We start from the raw sequence: 21586 nt of genomic DNA, 5'->3' as shown, positions 1-21586 counted from the left end.
CGGGAGATATGCCGTAAATCGCTTGATTGAGATTTCTGATTGAGAGCCGCTTATGTTTCCCGAAAGATTTACCTTTTCCATCGCTGACTGGGTCAACGGTTGGGTCGATGCGCTGGTCACCAACTACGGTGATGTGTTTCGCCACATCTCGGACACGCTGCTGTGGGCCATCGTCAACCTCGAAGGCCTGCTGCGTGCGGCGCCGTGGTGGTTGATGCTGGCGATCGTCGGCGTCGTCGCCTGGCACGCCACGCGTAAAGTCGTCACGACTGCGGTCATCGTCGGTCTGTTGTTCCTGGTGGGCGCTGTCGGCCTGTGGGACAAACTCATGCAGACCCTGGCGCTGATGATGGTCGCGACGATCATATCGGTGCTGATCGGCATTCCGCTGGGGATTCTCTCGGCGCGCAGCAATCGCCTGCGTTCGGTGCTGATGCCGCTGCTCGACATCATGCAAACCATGCCCAGCTTCGTGTACCTGATTCCGGTGCTGATGCTGTTCGGTCTGGGTAAAGTTCCGGCGATTTTCGCCACGGTGATCTACGCCGCGCCGCCGCTGATCCGTCTGACCGATCTGGGCATCCGCCAGGTCGACGGCGAAGTGATGGAAGCGATCAACGCTTTCGGTGCCAACCGCTGGCAGCAACTGTTCGGCGTGCAACTGCCGCTGGCCCTGCCGAGCATCATGGCCGGGATCAACCAGACCACCATGATGGCCCTGTCGATGGTGGTGATCGCCTCGATGATCGGCGCCCGTGGTCTGGGTGAAGACGTGCTGGTGGGGATTCAGACCCTCAACGTCGGACGCGGCCTCGAAGCCGGTCTGGCGATCGTGATTCTCGCGGTGGTCATCGACCGCATTACTCAGGCGTACGGTCGGCCACGGCATGAGGTGAGCAAATGAGCAACGCAACCGTGAGCAAGATCGAAGTCAAAAACGTCTTCAAGATTTTCGGCAACCGCGCCAAGGATGCACTGGCGATGGTCGGCCAGGGCAAGACCAAGGATCAGGTGCTCAACGAGACCGGATGCGTGGTCGGGGTCAACGACCTGTCGCTGAGCATCGGCACTGGCGAGATCTTCGTGATCATGGGCCTGTCTGGCTCGGGTAAATCCACTCTGGTGCGCCATTTCAATCGCCTGATCGACCCCACCAGCGGCGCGATCCTGGTCGATGGCGTGGACATCCTGCAATACGACATGGAAGCGCTGCGCGAATTTCGCCGGCACAAGATCAGCATGGTGTTCCAGAGCTTCGGCCTGCTGCCGCACAAGACCGTGATCGAAAACGTCGCCTACGGTCTGAAAGTGCGCGGCGAGAGCAAGCAACTGTGCAACGAGCGCGCCTTGCACTGGATCAACACCGTCGGCCTCAAGGGCTACGAAAACAAATACCCGCACCAGCTCTCCGGCGGCATGCGTCAGCGCGTGGGCCTGGCCCGTGCATTGGCGGCGGACACCGACATTATTCTGATGGACGAAGCGTTCAGTGCGCTGGATCCGTTGATCCGCGCCGAGATGCAGGACCAGTTGCTGGAGCTGCAAAAGACCCTGCACAAGACCATCGTCTTCATCACCCACGACCTCGACGAGGCCGTGCGCATCGGCAACCGCATCGCGATCCTCAAGGACGGCCGCCTGATTCAGGTCGGCACCCCGAGAGAGATCCTGCATTCGCCGGCGGATGAGTATGTCGACCGGTTCGTGCAGCGGCGGGCGGCGGTGGTTTGACAGATTTTTTGGTGAGACAGCTTGTGGTGAGGGGATTTATCCCCGATGGGTGGCGAAGCCGCCCCAAAAATCTGCAGCCTGGCTGCTTCAGGTACACCGCATGCAATCCTGAGGGCTGCTGCGCAGCCCATCGGGGATAAATCCCCTCACCACAGGTTTTTGTATCAACAGAATAGGCATGAGGTTTTAGATGTCCCAGGCTGAAAAAATCATCATCACCGGTAACCCCTTGCGTTGGCAGGACGTGGTCGCCGTCGCCCGTCACGGCGCGCAACTGGAGCTGTCGGGCGAAACCTGGGCGCGCATCGAAAACGCTCAGGGCATCGTCCAGCGCATTGTCGAAAGCGGCGAACGCGCTTACGGCGTCAACACCGGTCTGGGTGGTCTGTCCAACGTCTCGCTGAAGGACGAACAGCTCAGCCAGCTCTCGCGCAATACCTTGCTCAGCCACGCCTGCGGTGTCGGCCCGGTGCTGCCTGATGAGCAGACCCGCGCGATCCTCTGCGCGGCGATCCACAACTACAGCCACGGCAAATCCGGCCTGCATCGGCGGGTAGTCGAAGCGCTGCTGGCACTGCTCAATCGCGGCATCACCCCGCAAGTGCCATCGCAAGGCTCGGTGGGTTACCTGACGCACATGGCGCACATCGGCATCGCCCTGCTGGGCGTCGGTAATGTCAGCTATCGCGGACAGATCACCTCGGCGCAACAGGCGCTGGCCGAAGAAGGCCTGCAACCGGTACAGCTCGGTGCGAAAGACGGTTTGTGCCTGGTCAACGGCACCCCGTGCATGACCGGCCTCAGCTGCCTGGCGATTGCCGACGCGATGCGGCTGGCGCAGTGGGCCGACGTGATCGGCGCCATGAGTTTCGAAGCGCAGCGCGGGCAGATTGCCGCGTTCGATGCGGAGATCATCGCGCTCAAGCCACACCCGGGCATGCAGCAGGTCGGGATCAATCTGCGCGCCTTGCTCGACGGCAGTGAGGTGATCGCGGCGAGCCAAGGCATTCGTACTCAGGATGCGCTGAGCATTCGTTCGATCCCGCAGGTGCACGGCGCGGCGCGCGATCAACTGGCGCACGCGATCAAACAGGTCGAAGCCGAGCTCAACGGCTGCACCGACAACCCGTTGCTGCTGGGCACGCCGGACAACTTCCGGGTGATGTCGCAGGCCAACCCGCACGGTCAGTCGGTAGCGATGGCGGCGGATCTGCTGGCGATTGCCATGGCCGAGATTGGCTCGATTGCCGAGCGCCGTCTCGATCGTCTGGTCAACCCGCACGTCAGTGGTCTGCCGGCGTTTCTGGTGGCCAACCCGGGGGTGAACTCCGGGATGATGATCGTGCAATACGTCGCCGCTTCACTGTGTGCCGAGAACCGCCAACTGGCGCAACCGGCCGTGCTCGACAACTATGTCACCTCGGGCCTGCAGGAAGACCACTTGAGCATGGGCACCAGCGCTGCGCTGAAGCTGCACCGCGCTCTGGAAAACTGCACGCAGATTCTTGCCATCGAGTATCTGCTGGCGGCACAGGCGTTCGAATTCCTCAAGGAACAGCGCTTTGGCGTGGGCACTGACCGGGCGTGGCGACTGCTGCGCGAAACAGTCCCGGCCTACGATCAGGATCGCTGGCTGGCGCCGGATATCACCGCCGCCGCGAACGTTTTGAAAGACCCGAATTCGCTGCACAACGTACTACCGAATCTGCACTGATTTTTAAAACGCCAGCGTGCCAAGGCGCGGATCGTCCAAAAGGCGAAATGCGACGGACAACGGAATTATCCGGAGCGACTGGCGAGCCAATAACAAACTCTCAAAAGGAGCATTTTAATGACTGCGCTGAACCTGATTCCCGGCCAACTGAGCCTGGCCCAACTGCGTGACGTCTATCAACACCCGGTCAAACTGACCCTCGACCACAGCGCCTCGGCGCAGATCGAGGCCAGCGTGGCCTGCGTCGAGCAGATCCTCGCCGAGAACCGCACCGCCTACGGCATCAACACCGGTTTCGGCCTGCTGGCTTCGACCCGCATCGCCAGCGAAGACCTGGAAAACCTCCAGCGTTCGCTGGTGTTGTCTCACGCCGCCGGTGTCGGCCAGCCGATCAGCGATGAGCTGGTGCGCTTGATCATGGTGCTCAAGGTCAACAGCCTCAGCCGTGGTTTCTCCGGCATCCGCCGCGTGGTGATCGACGCGCTGATCGCGCTGATCAACGCCGAGGTTTATCCGCACATTCCGCTCAAGGGATCGGTCGGTGCATCGGGTGACCTCGCACCGCTGGCGCACATGTCGCTGGTGCTGCTGGGCGAGGGCAAGGCGCGTTACAAAGGCGAGTGGATGGAAGCCACCGAAGCGCTGAAAGTCGCTGGTCTGACCCCGCTGACCCTGGCGGCGAAAGAAGGTCTGGCACTGCTCAACGGCACTCAAGTGTCCACCGCATTTGCCCTGCGCGGTCTGTTTGAAGGTGAGGATCTGTTTGCCGGTGCCATCGCCTTGGGCGGTCTGACCGTTGAAGCGGTGCTCGGCTCGCGCTCGCCGTTCGACGCGCGCATCCACGCTGCCCGTGGCCAGAAGGGCCAGATCGACGCCGCTGCGGCTTACCGTGACCTGCTGGGTGAGCGCAGCGAAGTCTCCGATTCGCACCAGAACTGCGAGAAGGTTCAAGACCCCTACTCGCTGCGTTGCCAGCCGCAAGTCATGGGCGCCTGCCTGACCCAGTTCCGTCAAGCGGCCGACGTGTTGGTGGTCGAAGCCAACGCCGTCTCTGACAACCCGTTGGTATTCGCGGCTGAAGGCGACGTGATTTCCGGCGGTAACTTCCACGCCGAACCGGTGGCCATGGCCGCTGACAACATGGCCCTGGCCATCGCCGAAATCGGCTCGCTGAGCGAACGCCGCATCTCGCTGATGATGGACAAGCACATGTCGCAGCTGCCGCCGTTCCTGGTGGCCAATGGCGGCGTCAACTCCGGTTTCATGATCGCCCAGGTGACCGCCGCGGCACTGGCCAGCGAGAACAAGGCACTGTCCCATCCGCATTCGGTGGACAGCCTGCCGACCTCGGCCAACCAGGAAGACCACGTGTCGATGGCTCCGGCCGCCGGCAAGCGCCTGTGGGAAATGGCCGAGAACACCCGCGGGATTCTCGCGGTGGAATGGCTGGCGGCGGTGCAGGGGCTGGATCTGCGTAACGGTCTGAAGACCTCGGCCAAGCTGGAGCAGGCGCGGGCGATTCTGCGCAAGGAAGTGCCGTTCTATGAGAAGGACCGCTTCTTTGCGCCGGACATCAATGCGGCGACCGAGTTGTTGGCTTCGCGCTGCCTGACCGAGCTGGTTCCTGCGAAGCTTTTGCCTAGCCTGTAATGGCCTCTTCGCGAGCAAGCCCGCTCCCACAGGGGAATGCATTTCAACTGTGGGAGCGGGCTTGCTCGCGAATCGATTTTGAACAAGACGAGGACTTGGGATGAAAACCCTCTGGCAACACTGCCACGTCGCAACCATGGCGCAGGGCGTCTACTCGATCATCGAGGACGCAGCCATCGTCACGTCCGGTGCGCACATCGAGTGGATCGGTCCGCGCAATCTGCTGCCTTCCGGCGAATATCCGGCGGTCAACGATCTGCAAGGCGCGTGGGTCACCCCGGGGCTGATCGACTGCCACACCCACACAGTGTTCGGCGGCAACCGCAGCGGCGAATTCGAGAAGCGCCTGCAAGGCGTCAGCTACGCCGAGATCGCCGCGCAGGGCGGCGGCATCGCCAGCACCGTGCGCGCCACCCGTGAAGCGACTGAAGACGAGCTGTTCGCCAGCGCCGCCAAGCGCCTGAAAAGCCTGATGCGCGATGGCGTGACCACGGTCGAGATGAAGTCCGGCTACGGTCTGGATCTGGCCAGCGAACGCAAGATCCTGCGCGTCATTCGTCGCCTGGAAAAAGAGCTGCCGATCAGCGTGCGCAGCACCTGTCTGGCGGCTCATGCGCTGCCGCCGGAGTACAAGGATCGCGCTGACGACTACATCGAGCACATCTGCGCCGAGATGCTTCCGGCGCTGGTCGCCGAAGGGCTGGTCGATGCGGTGGACGCGTTCTGTGAATACTTGGCGTTCTCGCCGGAGCAGGTCGAGCGGGTGTTCATCACTGCGCAAAAACTCGGCCTGCCGGTGAAGCTGCACGCCGAGCAACTGTCGTCGCTGCATGGCTCCAGTCTGGCCGCGCGGTATCACGCGTTGTCCGCCGATCATCTGGAGTTCATGGATGAGGATGACGCCATCGCCATGGCCAAGTCCGACACCGTCGCCGTGCTGCTGCCGGGCGCGTTTTATTTCCTGCGCGAAACCCAGTTGCCGCCGATGGACGCCCTGCGCAAACACAAGGTCAAGATCGCCATCGCCAGCGACCTCAATCCCGGCACCTCGCCCGCGCTGTCGCTGCGCCTGATGCTGAACATGGCCTGCACCTGTTTCCGCATGACCCCGGAAGAAGCCCTGGCCGGTGCGACCATTCATGCCGCGCAGGCGCTGGGCATGGCCGACACGCACGGTTCGCTGGAAGTCGGCAAGGTCGCGGATTTCGTCGCCTGGCACATTGATCGTCCGGCGGATCTGGCCTATTGGCTCGGCGGTGATCTGGACAAACGCGTCGTGCGTCACGGCGTCGAATCAAGTCTGTAGGAGAGCGGTTGTGGATAAGGTTCTGAGTTTCAAACAAGGTCGCGTACCGCTGCTGATCAGCATGCCGCATGCCGGCGTGCGTCTGACACCAGCGGTCGAGGCCGGGCTGATCGCCGATGCGAAAAGCCTGCCGGATACCGACTGGCACATTCCGCAGCTTTACGATTTTGCCGAGGAACTCGGCGCCAGCACGTTGGCCGCCGAGTACTCGCGGTTCGTCATCGACCTTAACCGTCCGTCCGATGACAAACCGTTGTATGCCGGCGCCACCACCGGGCTGTACCCGGCGACGCTGTTCGATGGCATTCCGTTGTTCCGCGAAGGGCACGAGCCCTCGAAAGAAGAACGCGCGACCTACCTGGAACAGATCTGGACGCCGTATCACCGCACCCTGCAACAGGAGCTGGCGCGTCTGAAAGCCGAGTTCGGCTATGCGCTGTTGTTCGACGCGCATTCGATCCGTTCGATCATCCCGCACCTGTTCGACGGCAAACTGCCGGACTTCAACCTCGGCACCTTCAACGGCGCGAGCTGCGATCCGCAATTGGCGGAGCAACTGCAGGCGATCTGCGCCCGGCATGGCAATTACAGCCACGTGCTCAATGGGCGCTTCAAGGGCGGCCACATCACCCGCCATTACGGCAACCCTGCCCAGGACATCCACGCCGTGCAGCTGGAACTGTGCCAGAGCACCTACATGGAAGAGTTCGAACCGTTCCGCTACCGCGCCGATCTGGCAGAGCCGACGCAGGTGGTGCTGAAGGAGTTGATGCAGGGCTATCTGGCCTGGGCAAAGTCGCATTACACCGCATAACCCACTGTGGGAGCGGGCTTGCTCGCGAAGGCGGCGCATCAGGCAACATATGCGTTGAATGACACAGCGCTTTCGCGAGCAAGCCCGCTCCCACAGGTTTTGTATGCAGCAGAAAAATTGTGACTGCGTACGGGCATGCTCATTGACGTAAATCGGGTTTATGATGCCCAACGGCAGAATAATAGAAGTCCCCCCAGGGATGACCTCGACCCCTTACGGAGCGCGCAATGCAGACATTGTTTCCGCAGATCAAACCCCATGCCCGGCACGATCTGGCTGTCGATGACACCCACACGCTGTACGTCGACGAAAGCGGTTCGCCGGAAGGCTTGCCGGTAGTGTTCATCCACGGCGGCCCGGGTGCCGGTTGCGACGCGCAGAGCCGTCGCTATTTCGATCCGAACCTGTATCGCATTGTTACCTTCGACCAGCGCGGCTGCGGACGCTCCACCCCGCACGCCAGCCTGGAAAACAACACCACCTGGGATCTGGTCGCCGACCTCGAGCGTATCCGCAAGCACCTGGGCATCGACAAATGGGTGCTGTTCGGCGGTTCGTGGGGTTCGACCCTGGCGCTGGCCTACGCGCAAACCCACCCGGAGCGCGTACACGGTCTGATCCTGCGAGGGATCTTCCTCTGCCGCCCGCAGGAAATCGAGTGGTTCTATCAGGCCGGTGCCAGCCGTCTGTTCCCCGATTACTGGCAGGACTACATCGCGCCGATCCCGCTGGACGAGCGCGACGATCTGCTCAGCGCCTTCCACAAGCGTCTGGTCGGTAACGATCAGATCGCCCAGATGCACGCGGCCAAGGCTTGGTCGACGTGGGAAGGGCGCACCGCGACCCTGCGGCCGAACCCGCTGGTGGTCGATCGTTTCTCCGAGCCGCAGCGCGCCCTGTCGATCGCGCGGATCGAGTGTCACTACTTCACCAACAATGCGTTCCTCGAGCCGAATCAACTGATCCGCGACATGGGCAAGATTGCCCATCTGCCGGGGGTGATCATTCACGGTCGTTACGACGTGATCTGTCCGCTGGACAACGCCTGGGAGCTGCATCAGGCGTGGCCGAATAGCGAACTGCAGGTGATTCGCGACGCCGGTCACGCCGCGTCCGAACCGGGCATCACCGATGCACTGGTGCGTGCCGCGAGCAACATGGCCCGTCGCCTGCTCGACCTGCCGCCCGAAGAAGCATGAAGGGGCTTTTACAGCGCGTGCGCGGTGCGCGAGTCGAAGTCGCCGGAGAGATAGTCGGTGCGGTGGATCAGGGTTTGCTGGTGCTGGTGGCGGTCGAACCCGACGATACCCGTACCAGCGCCGACAAACTTCTGCATAAGCTGCTTAACTATCGGGTATTCAGTGACGCCGAGGGCAAGATGAATCTGTCCCTGGCGGATGTGGGCGGCGGGTTGCTGCTGGTCTCTCAGTTCACCCTGGCTGCCGACACCAAGAGCGGGTTGCGCCCGAGTTTCTCGACCGCGGCCCCTCCGGCATTGGGCGAGGAATTGTTCGACTATCTATTAAGCAAAGCGAAACAGATGCATGGCACTGTGGCATCAGGTAGATTCGGCGCGGATATGCAGGTGCACCTGGTCAACGATGGCCCGGTAACCTTCCTGTTACAGACATGAAAGCGCTTGAAACATCTTTTCAAGGGCTTTTCGACTGAAAACAGGCGTTTTTCGCGATAAATACTTTGTTACCCCTGATGCGTTGTCACGCGGGCTACTAGATAATCGCGCGCTATGGGGATCAGCGTTCGCTGTTCCATTTTTGACTTAGGTAGAGACTTGTCTGGATCCGATTGGGGAATCATTTTGCCCTAGCGGAGTCGGAACAATGCTCGCCAACCTGGCATATAGATAGCTGGCCGTTGGTTTTTTGATCTGTTTTCGGCGAGGGTTGCTCGTGATTGTTAGTCCCTGTAATGCAGCAAAAATGTCTGCCAAACGCATGCGAAGTGCCCTGGTAGCGGGTTCGGCGCTCCTGTGCCTGCTCAGCGCCGGCCAGCTTTGGGCGTTCAATCTTGACGATGTATCGGCCAAGGCTAAAGAGCTGGCCGGGCAGAAGTTCGAAGCCCCGCGCAGCAACCTGCCGAACGAATTCCGTGACATGAAGTTCGCGGACTACCAGAAAATCCGCTTCCTCACCGAAAAGGCGGAGTGGGCCGATCAGAAGACCCCGTTCAAGCTGTCCTTCTACCACCAGGGCATGCACTTCGATACGCCGGTGAAAATCAACGAAATCACGGCGAACACCGTCGAAGAGATCAAATACGATCCGACCCGCTTCGATTTCGGCGACCTCAAGTTCGATCCGAAGGCCACTGAGCAACTGGGCTACGCCGGTTTCCGTGTGCTGTACCCGATCAACAAGGCCGACAAGCAAGACGAAATCATGACCATGCTCGGCGCGAGCTACTTCCGCGTCGTCGGCAAAGGTCACACCTACGGTCTGTCGGCCCGTGGCCTGGCGATCGATACCGCGCTGCCGTCGGGCGAAGAATTCCCGCGTTTCCGCGAGTTCTGGATTCAACAGCCGAAGCCGGGCGACAAGCACCTGGTGATCTTTGCCCTGCTTGATTCGCCGCGTGCCACCGGTGCCTACCGCCTGATCGTGCGCCCGGGCAGCGACACCATTGTCGACGTCAAAGCGCAGATGTTCCTGCGTGACAAGGTCGGCAAACTGGGCATCGCGCCGTTGACCAGCATGTTCCTGTTCGGCGCCAACCAGCCGTCGAAAGTCCTCAACTACCGTCGTGAACTGCACGACTCCAGCGGTCTGTCGATTCATGCCGGCAACGGCGAGTGGATCTGGCGTCCGCTGAACAACCCGAAACACCTGTCCGTGAGCAACTTCAGTGTCGAGAACCCGCGTGGGTTCGGCCTGCTGCAGCGCGGCCGTGACTTCAGCCACTACGAAGACCTCGACGATCGCTACGACAAGCGCCCAAGCGCCTGGATCGAGCCGAAGGGCGAGTGGGGCAAGGGCACCGTTGATCTGGTAGAAATTCCGACTGCCGACGAAACCAACGACAACATCGTTGCCTTCTGGAGTCCGGAAACCATGCCGGAGCCAGGCAAGCCGCTGGACTTCGCCTACCGCATGCACTGGACAATGGACGAAGCGGCGATTCACGCCCCCGACAGCGCCTGGGTCAAGCAGACCCTGCGTTCGACCGGCGACGTCAAACAGTCGAACCTGATTCGTCAGCCGGACGGCAGCGTCGCTTACCTGGTCGACTTCGAAGGTCCATCGCTGGCGGCTCTGGCCCCGGATGCCGACGTGCGCAGTCAGGTCAGCGTTGGCGATAACGCCGAACTGGTCGAGAACAGCGTGCGCTACAACCCGGAAACCAAAGGCTGGCGCCTGACTCTGCGGATGAAGATCAAGGACGCGAGCAAGGCCACCGAGATGCGCGCCGCACTGGTACAGCCAGTCGTGACCGCTGATCTGGCCAAGTCTTCGGTACCGGCGTCGAACTCGTCGGTGGCCAAGGCTGACAAGGTCGCGGCCAAGCAACAAGAGAAGGAAGACAAGGAAGCCAAGGCCGCCGAAGCCAAACAGGCCGACGCCAAGCCAACCGCAGATGCCAAGGACAAGGCCAACAAAGACGCCAAGCAGCCATCCGCTGCAAACGCGGCCCCAGCCACACCGGAATCGGCACCGACTGAAGAAGTCCTGACCGAGACCTGGAGCTATCAGTTGCCTGCCGATGAGTAATTCTCAAGTACAGCCGGAGACTCTGTCCGAGTATCTGGCGCATCTGCCGATGACCGACGAGCAGCGCGCGGAACTCGCGGGCTGCCAGTCCTTCAGCGAACTGCACCAACGCCTGTCGTCGTCGACGTTCGACGCCCCTGCCGAAGCCGCCCAGGCTTCGGTGGGCAAGCGTCTGACCCTGAGCACCGCCGAAGAACTCGAAGAGGCGGAAATGCTGGTGCTGGACGCCAGTGGCCGGGTCAGCCTGAAAGCCACGCCGCCGATTCGCCGCACGAAGGTCGTGCCGGAGCCGTGGCGCACCAATATTCTGGTGCGTGGCTGGCGCCGCCTGACCGGGCGCACCAATCCGCCGAAGCCGCCGAAAGACGAGCGCGTTCTGCCGGCTGCGCGCTGGCGCACCGTCGGTTCGATCCGTCGCTACATTCTGTTGCTGCTGATGCTCGGTCAGACCATCGTTGCCGGCTGGTACATGAAAGGCATCATGCCGTACCAGGGCTGGTCGTTCGTCGATCTGGACGAAGTCCTGCACCAGCCGCTGCTGCAAACCGCCACGCAAGTGCTGCCGTATGCACTGCAAACCAGCATCCTGATTCTGTTCGGGATTCTGTTCTGCTGGGTCTCGGCCGGTTTCTGGACCGCGCTGATGGGCTTCCTCGAGTTGCTCACCGGTCACGATAAATACCGTATCTCCGGCAAAAGCGCGGGCAACGAGCCGATTCCGAAAGACGCCCGTACTGCGCTGGTGATGCCGATCTGCAACGAAGACGTGCCGCGGGTATTCGCCGGTCTGCGCGCCACGTTCGAATCGGTCGCGGCCACCGGTGATCTGGATCGCTTCGACTTCTTCGTCCTCAGCGACAGTAACGACACCGATATCTGCGTTGCCGAGCAACAGGCCTGGCTGGATGTCTGCCGTGAAGCCAAAGGCTTCGGCAAGATCTTCTATCGCCGCCGTCGCCGTCGTGTGAAACGCAAGAGCGGCAACCTCGACGACTTCTGCCGTCGCTGGGGCGGTGACTACAAGTACATGGTCGTGCTCGACGCCGACTCGGTGATGAGCGGCGAGTGCCTGACCAGTCTGGTGCGCCTGATGGAAGCCACGCCGGACGCCGGGATCATCCAGACCGCGCCGCGTGCGTCGGGCATGGACACGCTGTATGCGCGTATGCAGCAGTTCGCCACCCGCGTCTACGGTCCGCTGTTCACCGCCGGTCTGCACTTCTGGCAGTTGGGTGAATCCCACTACTGGGGTCACAACGCGATCATCCGCATGAAGCCGTTCATCGACCACTGCGCCCTGGCGCCGTTGCCGGGTAAAGGTGCGTTCTCCGGGGCGATCCTGTCTCACGACTTCGTCGAAGCCGCGCTGATGCGTCGTGCCGGTTGGGGCGTGTGGATTGCTTACGACCTGCCGGGCAGTTACGAAGAGTTGCCGCCAAACCTGCTCGATGAACTCAAGCGTGACCGTCGCTGGTGCCACGGCAACCTGATGAACTTCCGCCTGTTCCTGGTCAAAGGCATGCACCCGGTGCACCGCGCGGTGTTCCTGACCGGCGTGATGTCGTACCTGTCGGCGCCGTTGTGGTTCTTCTTCCTGGTGCTGTCGACCGCGCTGCTGGCGGTGAACACACTGATGGAGCCGCAGTATTTCCTCGAACCGCGTCAGCTCTATCCGCTGTGGCCACAATGGCACCCGGACAAGGCGATCGCGCTGTTCTCGACGACCATCGTGCTGCTGTTCCTGCCGAAACTGCTGAGCATCATCCTGATCTGGGCCAAAGGCGCGAAAGAGTTCGGCGGCAAGTTCAAGGTGACCCTGTCGATGCTGCTGGAGATGCTGTTCTCCATGCTGCTGGCGCCGGTGCGGATGATTTTCCACACCCGTTTCGTGCTCGCCGCGTTCCTCGGCTGGGCCGCGACCTGGAACTCGCCGCAACGTGACGATGACTCCACGCCGTGGAGCGAAGCGGTCAAGCGCCACGGCCCGCAGACCCTGCTGGGTTTCTGCTGGGCACTGCTGGTGATCTGGCTGAACCCGAGCTTCCTGTGGTGGCTGGTGCCGATCGTCGGTTCGCTGATGCTGTCGATCCCGGTGTCGGTGATTTCCAGCCGTGTCGGTCTGGGCCTCAAGTCCCGTGACGAGAGCCTGTTCCTGATCCCCGAGGAATACAATCCGCCGCAGGCACTGCTGGCGACCGACCAGTACACCCACGAGAACCGTTGGCATGCACTGAACGACGGCTTCGTCCGCGCCGTGGTCGATCCGCAGCAGAACGCCCTGGCGTGCTCGCTGGCGACGGCCCGTCACGGTCAGGCCGAGCCGATCGAGTTGCTGCGTCAGGAGCGTGTGCGTCACGCCCTGAAGGCGGGTCCGGCGGCACTGAGCAACCATGATCGCCTGCAATTGCTGAGCGATCCGGTGGCGCTGGCGCGTCTGCACGAACTGGTCTGGGCCGAAGGCCACAACGAGTGGCTGGATGCCTGGCGGGCCTCGGTGAAAGCCGATCCGCATGCACCGCTGTTGCCGTTGCGACCGCTGAGCATGCAGGCTCAGCCGGCCTGATAAGAAGCCCCGCCATCCAGCGGGGCTTTTTTATTGTTAAACAAATCGTCCATTAACTCTTGTGCAAAAGAACGAGTGCGTTAGCATCCGTCCCCGAATTGGCGCACCCGGGCATTTTTGCCCATCACTGCTGGTTTTCGCGCCGCACATGCAATGGTTTTGGGGACTTGAAGATGAAGAAGTATCTGTCGATGCTGCTGGTCGGCGTCACGGCACTGGTTGCAGTCAATGCGGCGCACGCCGGCGCAATCGATGACGCGGTCAAGCGCGGCACGTTGAAAGTCGGTATGGATCCGACTTACATGCCGTTCGAAATGACCAACAAGCGCGGCGAGATCATCGGCTTCGAAGTCGACATCCTCAAAGCCATGTCCAAGGCCATGGGCGTCAAGCTGGAGCTGGTGTCCACCGGTTACGACGGGATCATCCCGGCCTTGATGACCGACAAGTTCGACATGATCGGCAGCGGCATGACCCTGACCCAGGAACGCAACCTGCGCCTGAACTTCAGCGAACCGTTCATCGTCGTCGGCCAGACCCTGCTGATCCGCAAGGAGCTGGAAGGCACCATCAAGTCCTATAAAGATCTGAACACCGCCGACTACCGCATCACCTCCAAGCTCGGCACCACCGGTGAGATGGTCGCCAAGAAGCTGATCGCCAAGGCCAAGTACCACGGCTACGACAACGAGCAGGAAGCCGTGCTCGACGTGGTCAACGGCAAGGCGGACGCGTTCATCTACGACGCGCCGTACAACGTGGTCGCGGTGAACAAGGTCGGCGCCGGCAAACTGGTGTTCCTCGACAAGCCGTTCACCTACGAGCCGCTGGCCTTCGGCCTGAAGAAGGGTGATTACGACAGCATCAACTTCATCAACAACTTCCTGCACCAGATCCACGAAGACGGCACCTACGATCGCATCCATGACAAGTGGTTCAAGAGCACCGAGTGGCTCAAGGACATGGAATAACACTGGGTCAGTCAGACCGAGTCGCCCCATTCGCGAGCAAGCCCGCTCCCACATTTGAAATGCAGTCCAAATGTGGGAGCGGGCTTGCTCGCGAAGAGGGCCTGCCAGGCAACACAAAATCCGGAACCTGCAATGAAACAGAAAAAAGCCCAATGGCCCTGGCACGTCCTGACCGTGCTGGTGCTGGTCGGCCTAGCGGGCGCGTTGTATTACGCCACGTCGCTGATGTCCTACGAATGGCGCTGGAATCGCGTGCCGCAGTACTTCGCCTATCAGGCCGAAGAATCCCAGCGTGCCACCGATATCTCCACCGTCACCGAACTGGTGCGCAAGGGCGGCAGCGCGAAGGTCACCCTGCGCAACGACGCCGGTGACGAGCAGCACCTGACTGTCGACGAGAACAGCCTGCAATTCGCTCAGGGCGACGATGTGGCTGAAGGTGACGTCGTGGGCGTGACCCGGCACTGGGCGGCAGGGCCGCTGTTGTGGGGCCTTTGGACCACGCTGTGGCTGTCGGTGGTGTCTGGGGTACTCGGTCTGCTGATCGGTCTGGTCACCGGGCTGTGCCGCCTGTCGAACAACCCGACCCTGCGCGACCTGTCGAGCATCTACGTCGAACTGGTGCGCGGCACGCCGCTGCTGGTGCAGATCTTCATTTTCTACTTCTTCATCGGCACGGTGATGAACCTGTCCCGCGAGTTCGCCGGGATCGCCGCGCTGTCGCTGTTCACTGGCGCGTACGTGGCCGAAATCATCCGTTCCGGCGTGCAGTCGATTGCCCGTGGCCAGAATGAAGCAGCGCGTTCGCTGGGTCTGAGCGCCGGCCAGTCGATGCGCCACGTGGTACTGCCGCAAGCGTTCAAACGCGTGCTGCCACCGCTGGCCGGACAGTTCATCAGTCTGGTGAAAGACACCTCGCTGGTGTCGGTGATTGCGATTACCGAGCTGCTGAAAAGCGGTCGCGAAGTCATCACTACCTCGTTTTCGCCGTTCGAGATCCTGTTCTGCGTCGCCGGCCTGTACCTGTTGATCAACCTGCCGCTGTCGAAAATCGCCAGCCGGCTTGAGCGGAGGCTCGCGCAAAGTGATTGAAGTCCGCGATCTGGTAAAAGTCTTCGACACCCGTGGCCAGGTAGTCCGGGCTGTGGATAACGTCAGCACCACGGTGGCCAAGGGCGAAGTGCTGGTGGTGATCGGCCCGTCCGGTTCCGGCAAGTCGACCTTCCTGCGCTGCCTCAATGGCCTGGAAGAATTTGACTCGGGCTCGGTGAGCATCGATGGCCTGCAACTGGCCGACCCGAAAACCGACGTCAACGCTTACCGCCGCGAAGTCGGCATGGTCTTTCAGCACTTCAACCTGTTCCCGCACATGACCGTGCTGGAAAACCTCTGCCTGGCGCAGAAAGTCGTGCGCAAGCGCGGGCACAAGGAAAGCGAGGCCAAGGCCTTGGCGTTGCTGGAAAAGGTCGGTATTGCGCAGAAGGCGCGGGAATACCCGTCACGCCTGTCCGGCGGCCAGCAACAGCGCGTGGCGATTGCCCGTGCGCTGGCGATGGACCCGAAAGTGATGCTGTTCGACGAACCGACTTCGGCCCTCGACCCGGAAATGGTCGGTGAAGTGCTGGACGTGATGAAGAACCTGGCCGTTGAAGGCATGACCATGGTTTGCGTGACCCACGAAATGGGTTTCGCCCGGGAAGTGGCGGATCGGGTGCTGTTCTTCGATCACGGCAAACTGCTGGAAGATGCTTCCCCAGCCGAGTTCTTCGATGCACCGAAGGATCCGCGGGCGCAGGCTTTCCTGCGGCAGGTCCTGTAATTTTCAGCGCCTGATCTGGCGCCTTCGCGAGCAAGCCCGCTCCCACAGTTGACCGAGTTGTCCAGGCGGACGCGGTCTAATGTGGGAGCGGGCTTGCTCGCGAAGGCATCACCTCGGATTTCTATCAACCGAGGTATTCGCATCACCTCAAACCTTGAACCGCCCCACCAGCATCTGCAGATGCGTCCCCAGCCGCGCCAGCTCAACACTCGACGCCGCGGTCTCTTCACTCGCCGCCGACGTCTGATCCGACACATCCCGCACATTCAGCACGCTACGGTTGATCTCCTCGGCCACGGCACTCTGCTGCTCGGCTGCCGCGGCAATCTGCTGGTTCATCGCCTGAATCGCCGAGACGGTGCGGGTGATGCTTTCCAGCGAACCGCCGGCACGGCGGGTCAGTTCGACGCTGCTGTCGGTCAGGCTGCGGCTGTTGTCCATGATCGTTGCCACTTGCTGGGTGCCGTTCTGCAGGCCGACGATCAGTTCCTCGATCTCTTCGGTGGACTTCTGCGTGCGCTGGGCGAGGCTGCGGACTTCGTCGGCGACCACCGCAAAACCACGCCCGGCCTCACCGGCACGCGCCGCTTCGATCGCGGCGTTGAGCGCCAGCAGGTTGGTTTGCTGGGCTACCGATTTGATCACGTCGAGCACGCTGCCGATCTTGTCGCTCTCGCGCTTGAGTTCGCCCATGGCTTCGGTGGAGTGACCGACTTCAGCGGCCAAACGCTCAATCTGTGCAATCGCTTCACCCACCACTTTGTCGCCTTCGCGGGCCTGTTGATCGGCGGCCACGGCGGCTTCGGAAGCTTCCTCGGCGTTGCGCGCGACTTCCTGCACGGTGGCAGCCATTTCGTTCATGGCGGTGGCGACCTGATCGGTCTCGATCTTCTGATTGTTGACCCCGGCACTGGTCTGCTCGGTCACCGCCGACAGCTCTTCGGCGGCGCTGGCGATCTGCGTAACGCCGTCGCTGATGCCACCGATCAGGTCGCGCAGGCCTTGGGTCATGCTCTGCATCGAACGTTGCAACTGGCCGAGTTCGTCGCGGCGTTGCGACACCAGGTTATGGGTCAGGTCGCCGGCAGCCACGCGTTCGGCGACTTTCAGGGTCTGGTTCAGTGGAATGATGATCTGCCGAGTGATCGCCCACGCCGCCAGCAGGCCGAAGGCCACGGCCAGCAAGGTGGCGATGATCAACTGGTTTTTGGCTGCTGCGGCATCCGTGTCGCGCACGATAGTCTGAGAGTCGGTGAGTTGTTTGCTGACGTCGGACAGCAGGTCACCCTGCGTCGACATGCGGGCCAGCGCCTTGGCACTGGCGACCTGCGAGTCGCGGAACTGGCTGACCGCCGCGCGATAAGCCTTGAGCGAGTCAGTGGCCTGTTGCAGGTTGGCGATGTGCTGCTCAGGCAATTTGGCCGGCAGGGTTTCGAGGTTTTTCAGGGCATTGTCGATGGCGTCGAGTGCAGGCTGCTCGGCTTCGGTCTTGCCGCTGTAGGTGTAGCCGCGCACCTGGAAGCGCGCCTGCTGGATCAGTTTGCTCAGGTCGATGACCGCGTTGAACTGGGCGACGCTGTCGCCCTGCAACATGGACTTCTCCACCTCGGCGACCTTGGCCACGGCGTTGTCGGCGGTGGCACCGAGTTTGCTGCGGGCGTCTTCGCGGTTGGCGCCGGCCTGGATCAAGTCGTTGAAGGCGCGCTTGTATTCGGCGACGGCGGCCAGTTGCTGGTCGACCTTCGCTGCGTCAGCCGGTTGTTCAATCTCGCCACGCGCAGTTTGCAGACCACTTTCGAGTTTGCCGAGCAAGTCGTTGACCGCCCCTGGACCTTGTTCGCCCCGGCGCATTTCGTAGTCCAGACGCGCCAGACGCAGATCCTTGGTCAACTCGTTGAGACTGGAGATAAACCCGAGCTTGTCGCCGCGACTGATGATGCCGTTCATCCCGGTCCAGCCGGTGAAGGTGATCAATAGCGTCAGCAACAGCACCAGGCCGAAACCGATCCCCAGCTTGCGTTTGACGCTGACGTTTCCAAGATTCTCGGCTAACCAACGGTACATGCGACGACTCCCCTCGGACCACTAATTGGACTTATGGGGACTGTATCGGCTGGGGGGTGGCAATCTGTAACCCGATTTGTCCGGAACGCAGCGGCATTGTGGCGAGGGAGCTTGCTCCCGCCCGGCGGCGCAGCCGTCGCAAAACCGGCAAACACATTTTCATCTGAAGGAAGAGCAATGGCCGCTTCGCGCCCAAGCGGGAGCAAGCTCCCTCGCCACAGTCCTTTTAGAACAGGCGGGCGAGCAGGGCGGTGACGGCGGTTTCGACGCGCAGGATACGTTCGCCCAGTTGCACCGGTTGCAGGCCGGACTTGCCCAGCAGGTCGATTTCGTAGGGGATCCAGCCACCCTCGGGGCCGATCGCCAGCGTCACCGGTTCGCTCAATGCGCGCGGGCAGGGCGGGAAGTTACCGGGATGGCCGACCAGACCGAGGGTGCCTTCGCTGATCGCCGGCAGGCGATCTTCGACGAACGGCTTGAAGCGTTTCTCGATGATGATTTCCGGCAGCACGGTATCGCGGGCCTGTTCGAGGCCGAGGATCAGATTCTCGCGAATCGCTTCCGGCTCGAGAAACGGCGTCTGCCAGAAGCTCTTCTCGACGCGGTAGCTGTTGACCAGAATCACCTTCGACACACCCATGGTCGCCACGGTCTGGAACACCCGCCGCAGCATCTTCGGACGCGGCAGGGCCAGTACCAGGGTCAGCGGCAGCTTGGCCGGCGGTGACTGATCGAGGCTGACGCGCAATTCCGCTTCGCCGGCCTCAAGGCGCAGCAGTTCGGCCGAGCCCATCAAGCCATTGATGCGCCCGACCCGCAGGCTGTCGCCGACTTCCGAGCGATGCACTTCCTGCATGTGGGTCAGGCGCCGGTCACGCAGCACGACGCGGTCGGCCGCGATGAAGTCGGCCTCTTCGAGCAACAGCAGGTTCATGCCTGGGTCGCTGGCGGCTGGTCGTTGTGATCGTCGGCCGGATTTTCGTCCGGGCGTTCGCGCTTGCTGACCAGGCTGCCGAACAGAATGCCGATTTCAAACAGCATCCACATCGGTACTGCCAGCAGGGTCTGCGAGAAGATGTCCGGCGGCGTAAGGATCATGCCGACCACGAAGCAGCCGATGATCACGTACGGGCGAATCTTCTTCAGGTATTTGACGTCGACCACGCCGATCCACACCAGCAGCACCACGGCCACCGGGATTTCGAACGCGACGCCGAAGGCGAAGAACAGCGTCATCACGAAGTCGAGGTAACTGGTGATGTCGGTCATCATTTCCACGCCGGCCGGGGTGGCGGCGGCGAAGAATTTGAAGATCAGCGGGAACACGAAGTAATAGGCGAACGCCATGCCGGTGTAGAACAGCAGGATGCTGGACACCAGCAGCGGCACCGCGATGCGTTTCTCATGCTTGTACAGGCCCGGCGCGATGAAGCCCCAGATCTGGTGCAGGATCACCGGAATCGCGAGGAACAGCGAGACCATCATCGTCAGCTTCAGCGGCGTCAGGAACGGCGACGACACATCCGTGGCGATCATCGTCGCGCCGACCGGCAGGTACTGGCGCAGCGGCGTCGAGACGAAGGTGTAGATCTGCTGGGTGAACGCGAACAACCCGGCGAAGATGATGAACACCGCCGCCACACAACGCAGCAGGCGGGTGCGCAACTCGGTGAGGTGCGATACCAGCGGCATGTGCTGGTCGTTTTCGGGAAGATCGCTCATGGGGCTCGCGGCGGCAGTGTAGGGTCGTGAGGGGCCGGCGCTACGGGCGCGGCGGCTGGAGCAACGTGTTCAACCGAATTCTCTGCAGCGGCGGGCAGGGATTCTGTCGCCACATTGGCAGCAGGTGCCGGAGCAGGAGTGGTAGGCGCGGCTGGCGCATGAATCGTCTGCTCACTCACATGTTCAACCGGCGCAGGCTCCTGCTGAACCGGCGTGAAAATCTTCCGCGCCTCCTGCTCCAGCGACAGGATGTGCTCGTTGTGCAGTTGCCGACGGATCTCGTCGGCACCGATCTCACGTTCAACTTCCTGTTTGATCGCGTTGAAGCTGCGCTTCAGTCGGCCGACCCACAGGCCGGCGGTGCGCGCAGCGCCCGGCAGACGCTCGGGGCCCAGCACCAGCAGGGCGACGAGGCCGACGAGCAGCAGTTCAGAGAAGCTGATACCAAACATTTGTCAGTCTCACACGTCTTTGCGGATCGGCTCTTCGACTTTCTGCGCCTGCACGTCGATGGTGTGCGGCGGGTTGGCCTGAGCGGTGGCCTGCGGCTGCACCGGTGGAACGGGCTGCGCAGGCGTTACGGTCGGATCGGCGGCCGGTTTTTCGTCATCGTTCATGGCTTTGCGAAAGCCTTTGATCGACTCGCCGACGTCGGTGCCGAGGTTTTTCAGTTTCTTGGTGCCGAACACCAGCACCACGACTACCAGAATGACGATCCAGTGTTTCCAGTCAAAAATGCCCATGTTGCTGTTCCTCTCTAAAAATTGTTCAGGCGGACGGACGCGAGGCTTTCTCGACGTGTCCGGACAGACCGAAGCGACGATCCAGTTCATCCAGCACGGCCTGCGGATGCTGCCCCAGTTGGGCGAGCATGACCATGCTGTGGAACCACAGGTCGGCAGTCTCGTAGATCACATCGCTGCAGTCACCGCTGATGGCGGCGTCCTTGGCGGCAATAATGGTTTCGACCGACTCTTCGCCGACTTTCTCCAGAATCTTGTTCAGGCCCTTGTGATACAGACTAGCTACATATGAGCTGTCGGCCGCTGCGCCTTTGCGCTCTTCGAGCACTTCGGCCAGACGAGTCAGGGTGTCACTCATGTTTATGTCCTGCGGAATAGATAGCGTGCGGGTCTTTCAGAACCGGGTCGACTGTCTTCCAGTCACCGTTTTCGTAGACGCGGTAAAAGCAGCTTTGACGGCCGGTATGGCAAGCGATGTCGCCGATCTGTTCGACCATCAGGATGATCACGTCGGCATCACAGTCCAGGCGCATTTCATGCAGGGTCTGTACGTGGCCGGACTCTTCGCCCTTGCGCCACAGCTTGCCACGGGAACGTGACCAGTAGATTGCACGGTTTTCCGCAGCGGTCAGTTCCAGCGCTTCGCGGTTCATCCAGGCCATCATCAGCACGCGTCCGGTCTTGTGATCCTGGGCAATCGCCGGCACCAGGCCATCTGCGTCCCACTTGATCTCGTCCAGCCAGTTTTTCATCTTCGACTCCGA

General features: G+C 61.6%; 20 protein-coding genes and 1 pseudogene. 13 read left to right on the top strand and 8 right to left on the bottom strand.

Annotated elements, in window-relative coordinates; translation table 11 throughout:
• The first annotated feature begins 52 nt into the window (after positions 1–52).
• The 13 genes from JFU48_RS05280 (at position 53) to JFU48_RS05220 (ending at position 16293) form a co-directional block, all read left to right on the top strand.
• Positions 53–904 carry an ABC transporter permease gene (locus JFU48_RS05280; RefSeq protein WP_003220813.1) on the top strand — a complete coding sequence of 284 codons (852 nt, stop codon included), beginning with the start codon at positions 53–55 and terminating at the stop codon, positions 902–904.
• Positions 901–1731, top strand: coding sequence for a quaternary amine ABC transporter ATP-binding protein (locus tag JFU48_RS05275; RefSeq protein ID WP_003220814.1), 831 nt, complete (start codon positions 901–903; stop codon positions 1729–1731). The genes JFU48_RS05280 and JFU48_RS05275 overlap by 4 nt, the downstream gene beginning before the upstream one ends.
• Before the next feature lie 190 nt (positions 1732–1921).
• Entirely contained in the window at positions 1922–3445 is a 1524-nt protein-coding gene (gene hutH / locus JFU48_RS05270) for a histidine ammonia-lyase (protein ID WP_201136016.1), read from the top strand.
• Between the two features lie 117 nt (positions 3446–3562).
• The gene (gene hutH / locus JFU48_RS05265) at positions 3563–5095 is read left to right on the top strand and encodes a histidine ammonia-lyase (protein WP_201136015.1); all 1533 of its coding nucleotides are present in this window, start codon (positions 3563–3565) and stop codon (positions 5093–5095) included.
• Positions 5096–5195: 100 nt separating this feature from the next.
• Positions 5196–6401: an imidazolonepropionase gene (gene hutI / locus JFU48_RS05260; protein ID WP_201136014.1), complete on the top strand. Its 1206-nt coding sequence runs from the start codon at positions 5196–5198 to the stop codon at positions 6399–6401.
• A gap of 10 nt (positions 6402–6411) precedes the next feature.
• Positions 6412–7215, top strand: coding sequence for an N-formylglutamate deformylase (gene hutG / locus JFU48_RS05255; RefSeq protein WP_201136013.1), 804 nt, complete (start codon positions 6412–6414; stop codon positions 7213–7215).
• Positions 7216–7442: 227 nt separating this feature from the next.
• Complete coding sequence (pip, locus tag JFU48_RS05250) at positions 7443–8414, top strand: prolyl aminopeptidase (protein WP_003220824.1); 972 nt, start codon at positions 7443–7445, stop codon at positions 8412–8414.
• Positions 8411–8848, top strand: coding sequence for a D-aminoacyl-tRNA deacylase (gene dtd, locus JFU48_RS05245; protein ID WP_003220826.1), 438 nt, complete (start codon positions 8411–8413; stop codon positions 8846–8848). Before pip ends, dtd begins: the two co-directional genes overlap by 4 nt.
• 307 nt (positions 8849–9155) lie before the next feature.
• Positions 9156–10940, top strand: a complete 1785-nt coding sequence (locus tag JFU48_RS05240; RefSeq protein ID WP_201136012.1) for a glucan biosynthesis protein G — start codon at positions 9156–9158, stop codon at positions 10938–10940.
• Complete coding sequence (gene mdoH, locus JFU48_RS05235; protein WP_003220831.1) at positions 10933–13503, top strand: glucans biosynthesis glucosyltransferase MdoH; 2571 nt, start codon at positions 10933–10935, stop codon at positions 13501–13503. Before JFU48_RS05240 ends, mdoH begins: the two co-directional genes overlap by 8 nt.
• A gap of 173 nt (positions 13504–13676) precedes the next feature.
• Positions 13677–14474, top strand: a complete 798-nt coding sequence (locus JFU48_RS05230; RefSeq protein WP_003220833.1) for a transporter substrate-binding domain-containing protein — start codon at positions 13677–13679, stop codon at positions 14472–14474.
• A gap of 132 nt (positions 14475–14606) precedes the next feature.
• Positions 14607–15566 (top strand): amino acid ABC transporter permease, encoded by a 960-nt coding sequence (locus JFU48_RS05225; protein WP_201136011.1) that lies wholly within the window; start codon positions 14607–14609, stop codon positions 15564–15566.
• A complete protein-coding gene (locus JFU48_RS05220) occupies positions 15559–16293 on the top strand; it encodes an ATP-binding cassette domain-containing protein (protein ID WP_201136010.1) in 735 nt (244 codons plus the stop codon). Before JFU48_RS05225 ends, JFU48_RS05220 begins: the two co-directional genes overlap by 8 nt.
• 147 nt (positions 16294–16440) lie before the next feature.
• On the opposite strand, the gene JFU48_RS30495 is transcribed toward JFU48_RS05220, so the two are convergent.
• The 8 genes and pseudogenes from JFU48_RS30495 to hisI form a co-directional block, all read right to left on the bottom strand.
• A complete protein-coding gene (locus tag JFU48_RS30495) occupies positions 16441–17154 on the bottom strand; it encodes a methyl-accepting chemotaxis protein (protein ID WP_371851388.1) in 714 nt (237 codons plus the stop codon).
• A 141-nt stretch (positions 17155–17295) separates the two neighbouring features.
• Positions 17296–18240, bottom strand: a pseudogene (locus tag JFU48_RS30490) (methyl-accepting chemotaxis protein); the annotation flags it as partial.
• A gap of 343 nt (positions 18241–18583) precedes the next feature.
• Positions 18584–19291 (bottom strand): 16S rRNA (uracil(1498)-N(3))-methyltransferase, encoded by a 708-nt coding sequence (locus JFU48_RS05210; protein ID WP_201136009.1) that lies wholly within the window; start codon positions 19289–19291, stop codon positions 18584–18586.
• Positions 19288–20079: a twin-arginine translocase subunit TatC gene (tatC, locus tag JFU48_RS05205; protein WP_003220842.1), complete on the bottom strand. Its 792-nt coding sequence runs from the start codon at positions 20077–20079 to the stop codon at positions 19288–19290. Before tatC ends, JFU48_RS05210 begins: the two co-directional genes overlap by 4 nt.
• Entirely contained in the window at positions 20076–20531 is a 456-nt protein-coding gene (tatB, locus tag JFU48_RS05200; protein WP_201136008.1) for a Sec-independent protein translocase protein TatB, read from the bottom strand. The genes tatC and tatB overlap by 4 nt, the downstream gene beginning before the upstream one ends.
• Positions 20532–20540: 9 nt before the next feature.
• Complete coding sequence (locus JFU48_RS05195; protein WP_003220847.1) at positions 20541–20822, bottom strand: twin-arginine translocase TatA/TatE family subunit; 282 nt, start codon at positions 20820–20822, stop codon at positions 20541–20543.
• 25 nt (positions 20823–20847) lie between these two features.
• The gene (locus JFU48_RS05190) at positions 20848–21180 is read right to left on the bottom strand and encodes a phosphoribosyl-ATP diphosphatase (protein ID WP_007909355.1); all 333 of its coding nucleotides are present in this window, start codon (positions 21178–21180) and stop codon (positions 20848–20850) included.
• On the bottom strand, positions 21173–21574 hold the full coding sequence (gene hisI / locus JFU48_RS05185; protein ID WP_003220851.1) for a phosphoribosyl-AMP cyclohydrolase: 402 nt from the start codon (positions 21572–21574) through the stop codon (positions 21173–21175). The genes JFU48_RS05190 and hisI overlap by 8 nt, the downstream gene beginning before the upstream one ends.
• Between the last annotated feature and the right edge of the window lie 12 nt (positions 21575–21586).

Source organism: Pseudomonas sp. TH49 (assembly GCF_016650625.1).
Taxonomy (GTDB): Bacteria; Pseudomonadota; Gammaproteobacteria; order Pseudomonadales; family Pseudomonadaceae; genus Aquipseudomonas; species Aquipseudomonas fluorescens_H.
Note: the sequence above shows the minus strand (reverse complement) of the source record. Positions and strands in the feature narration are given on the sequence as shown.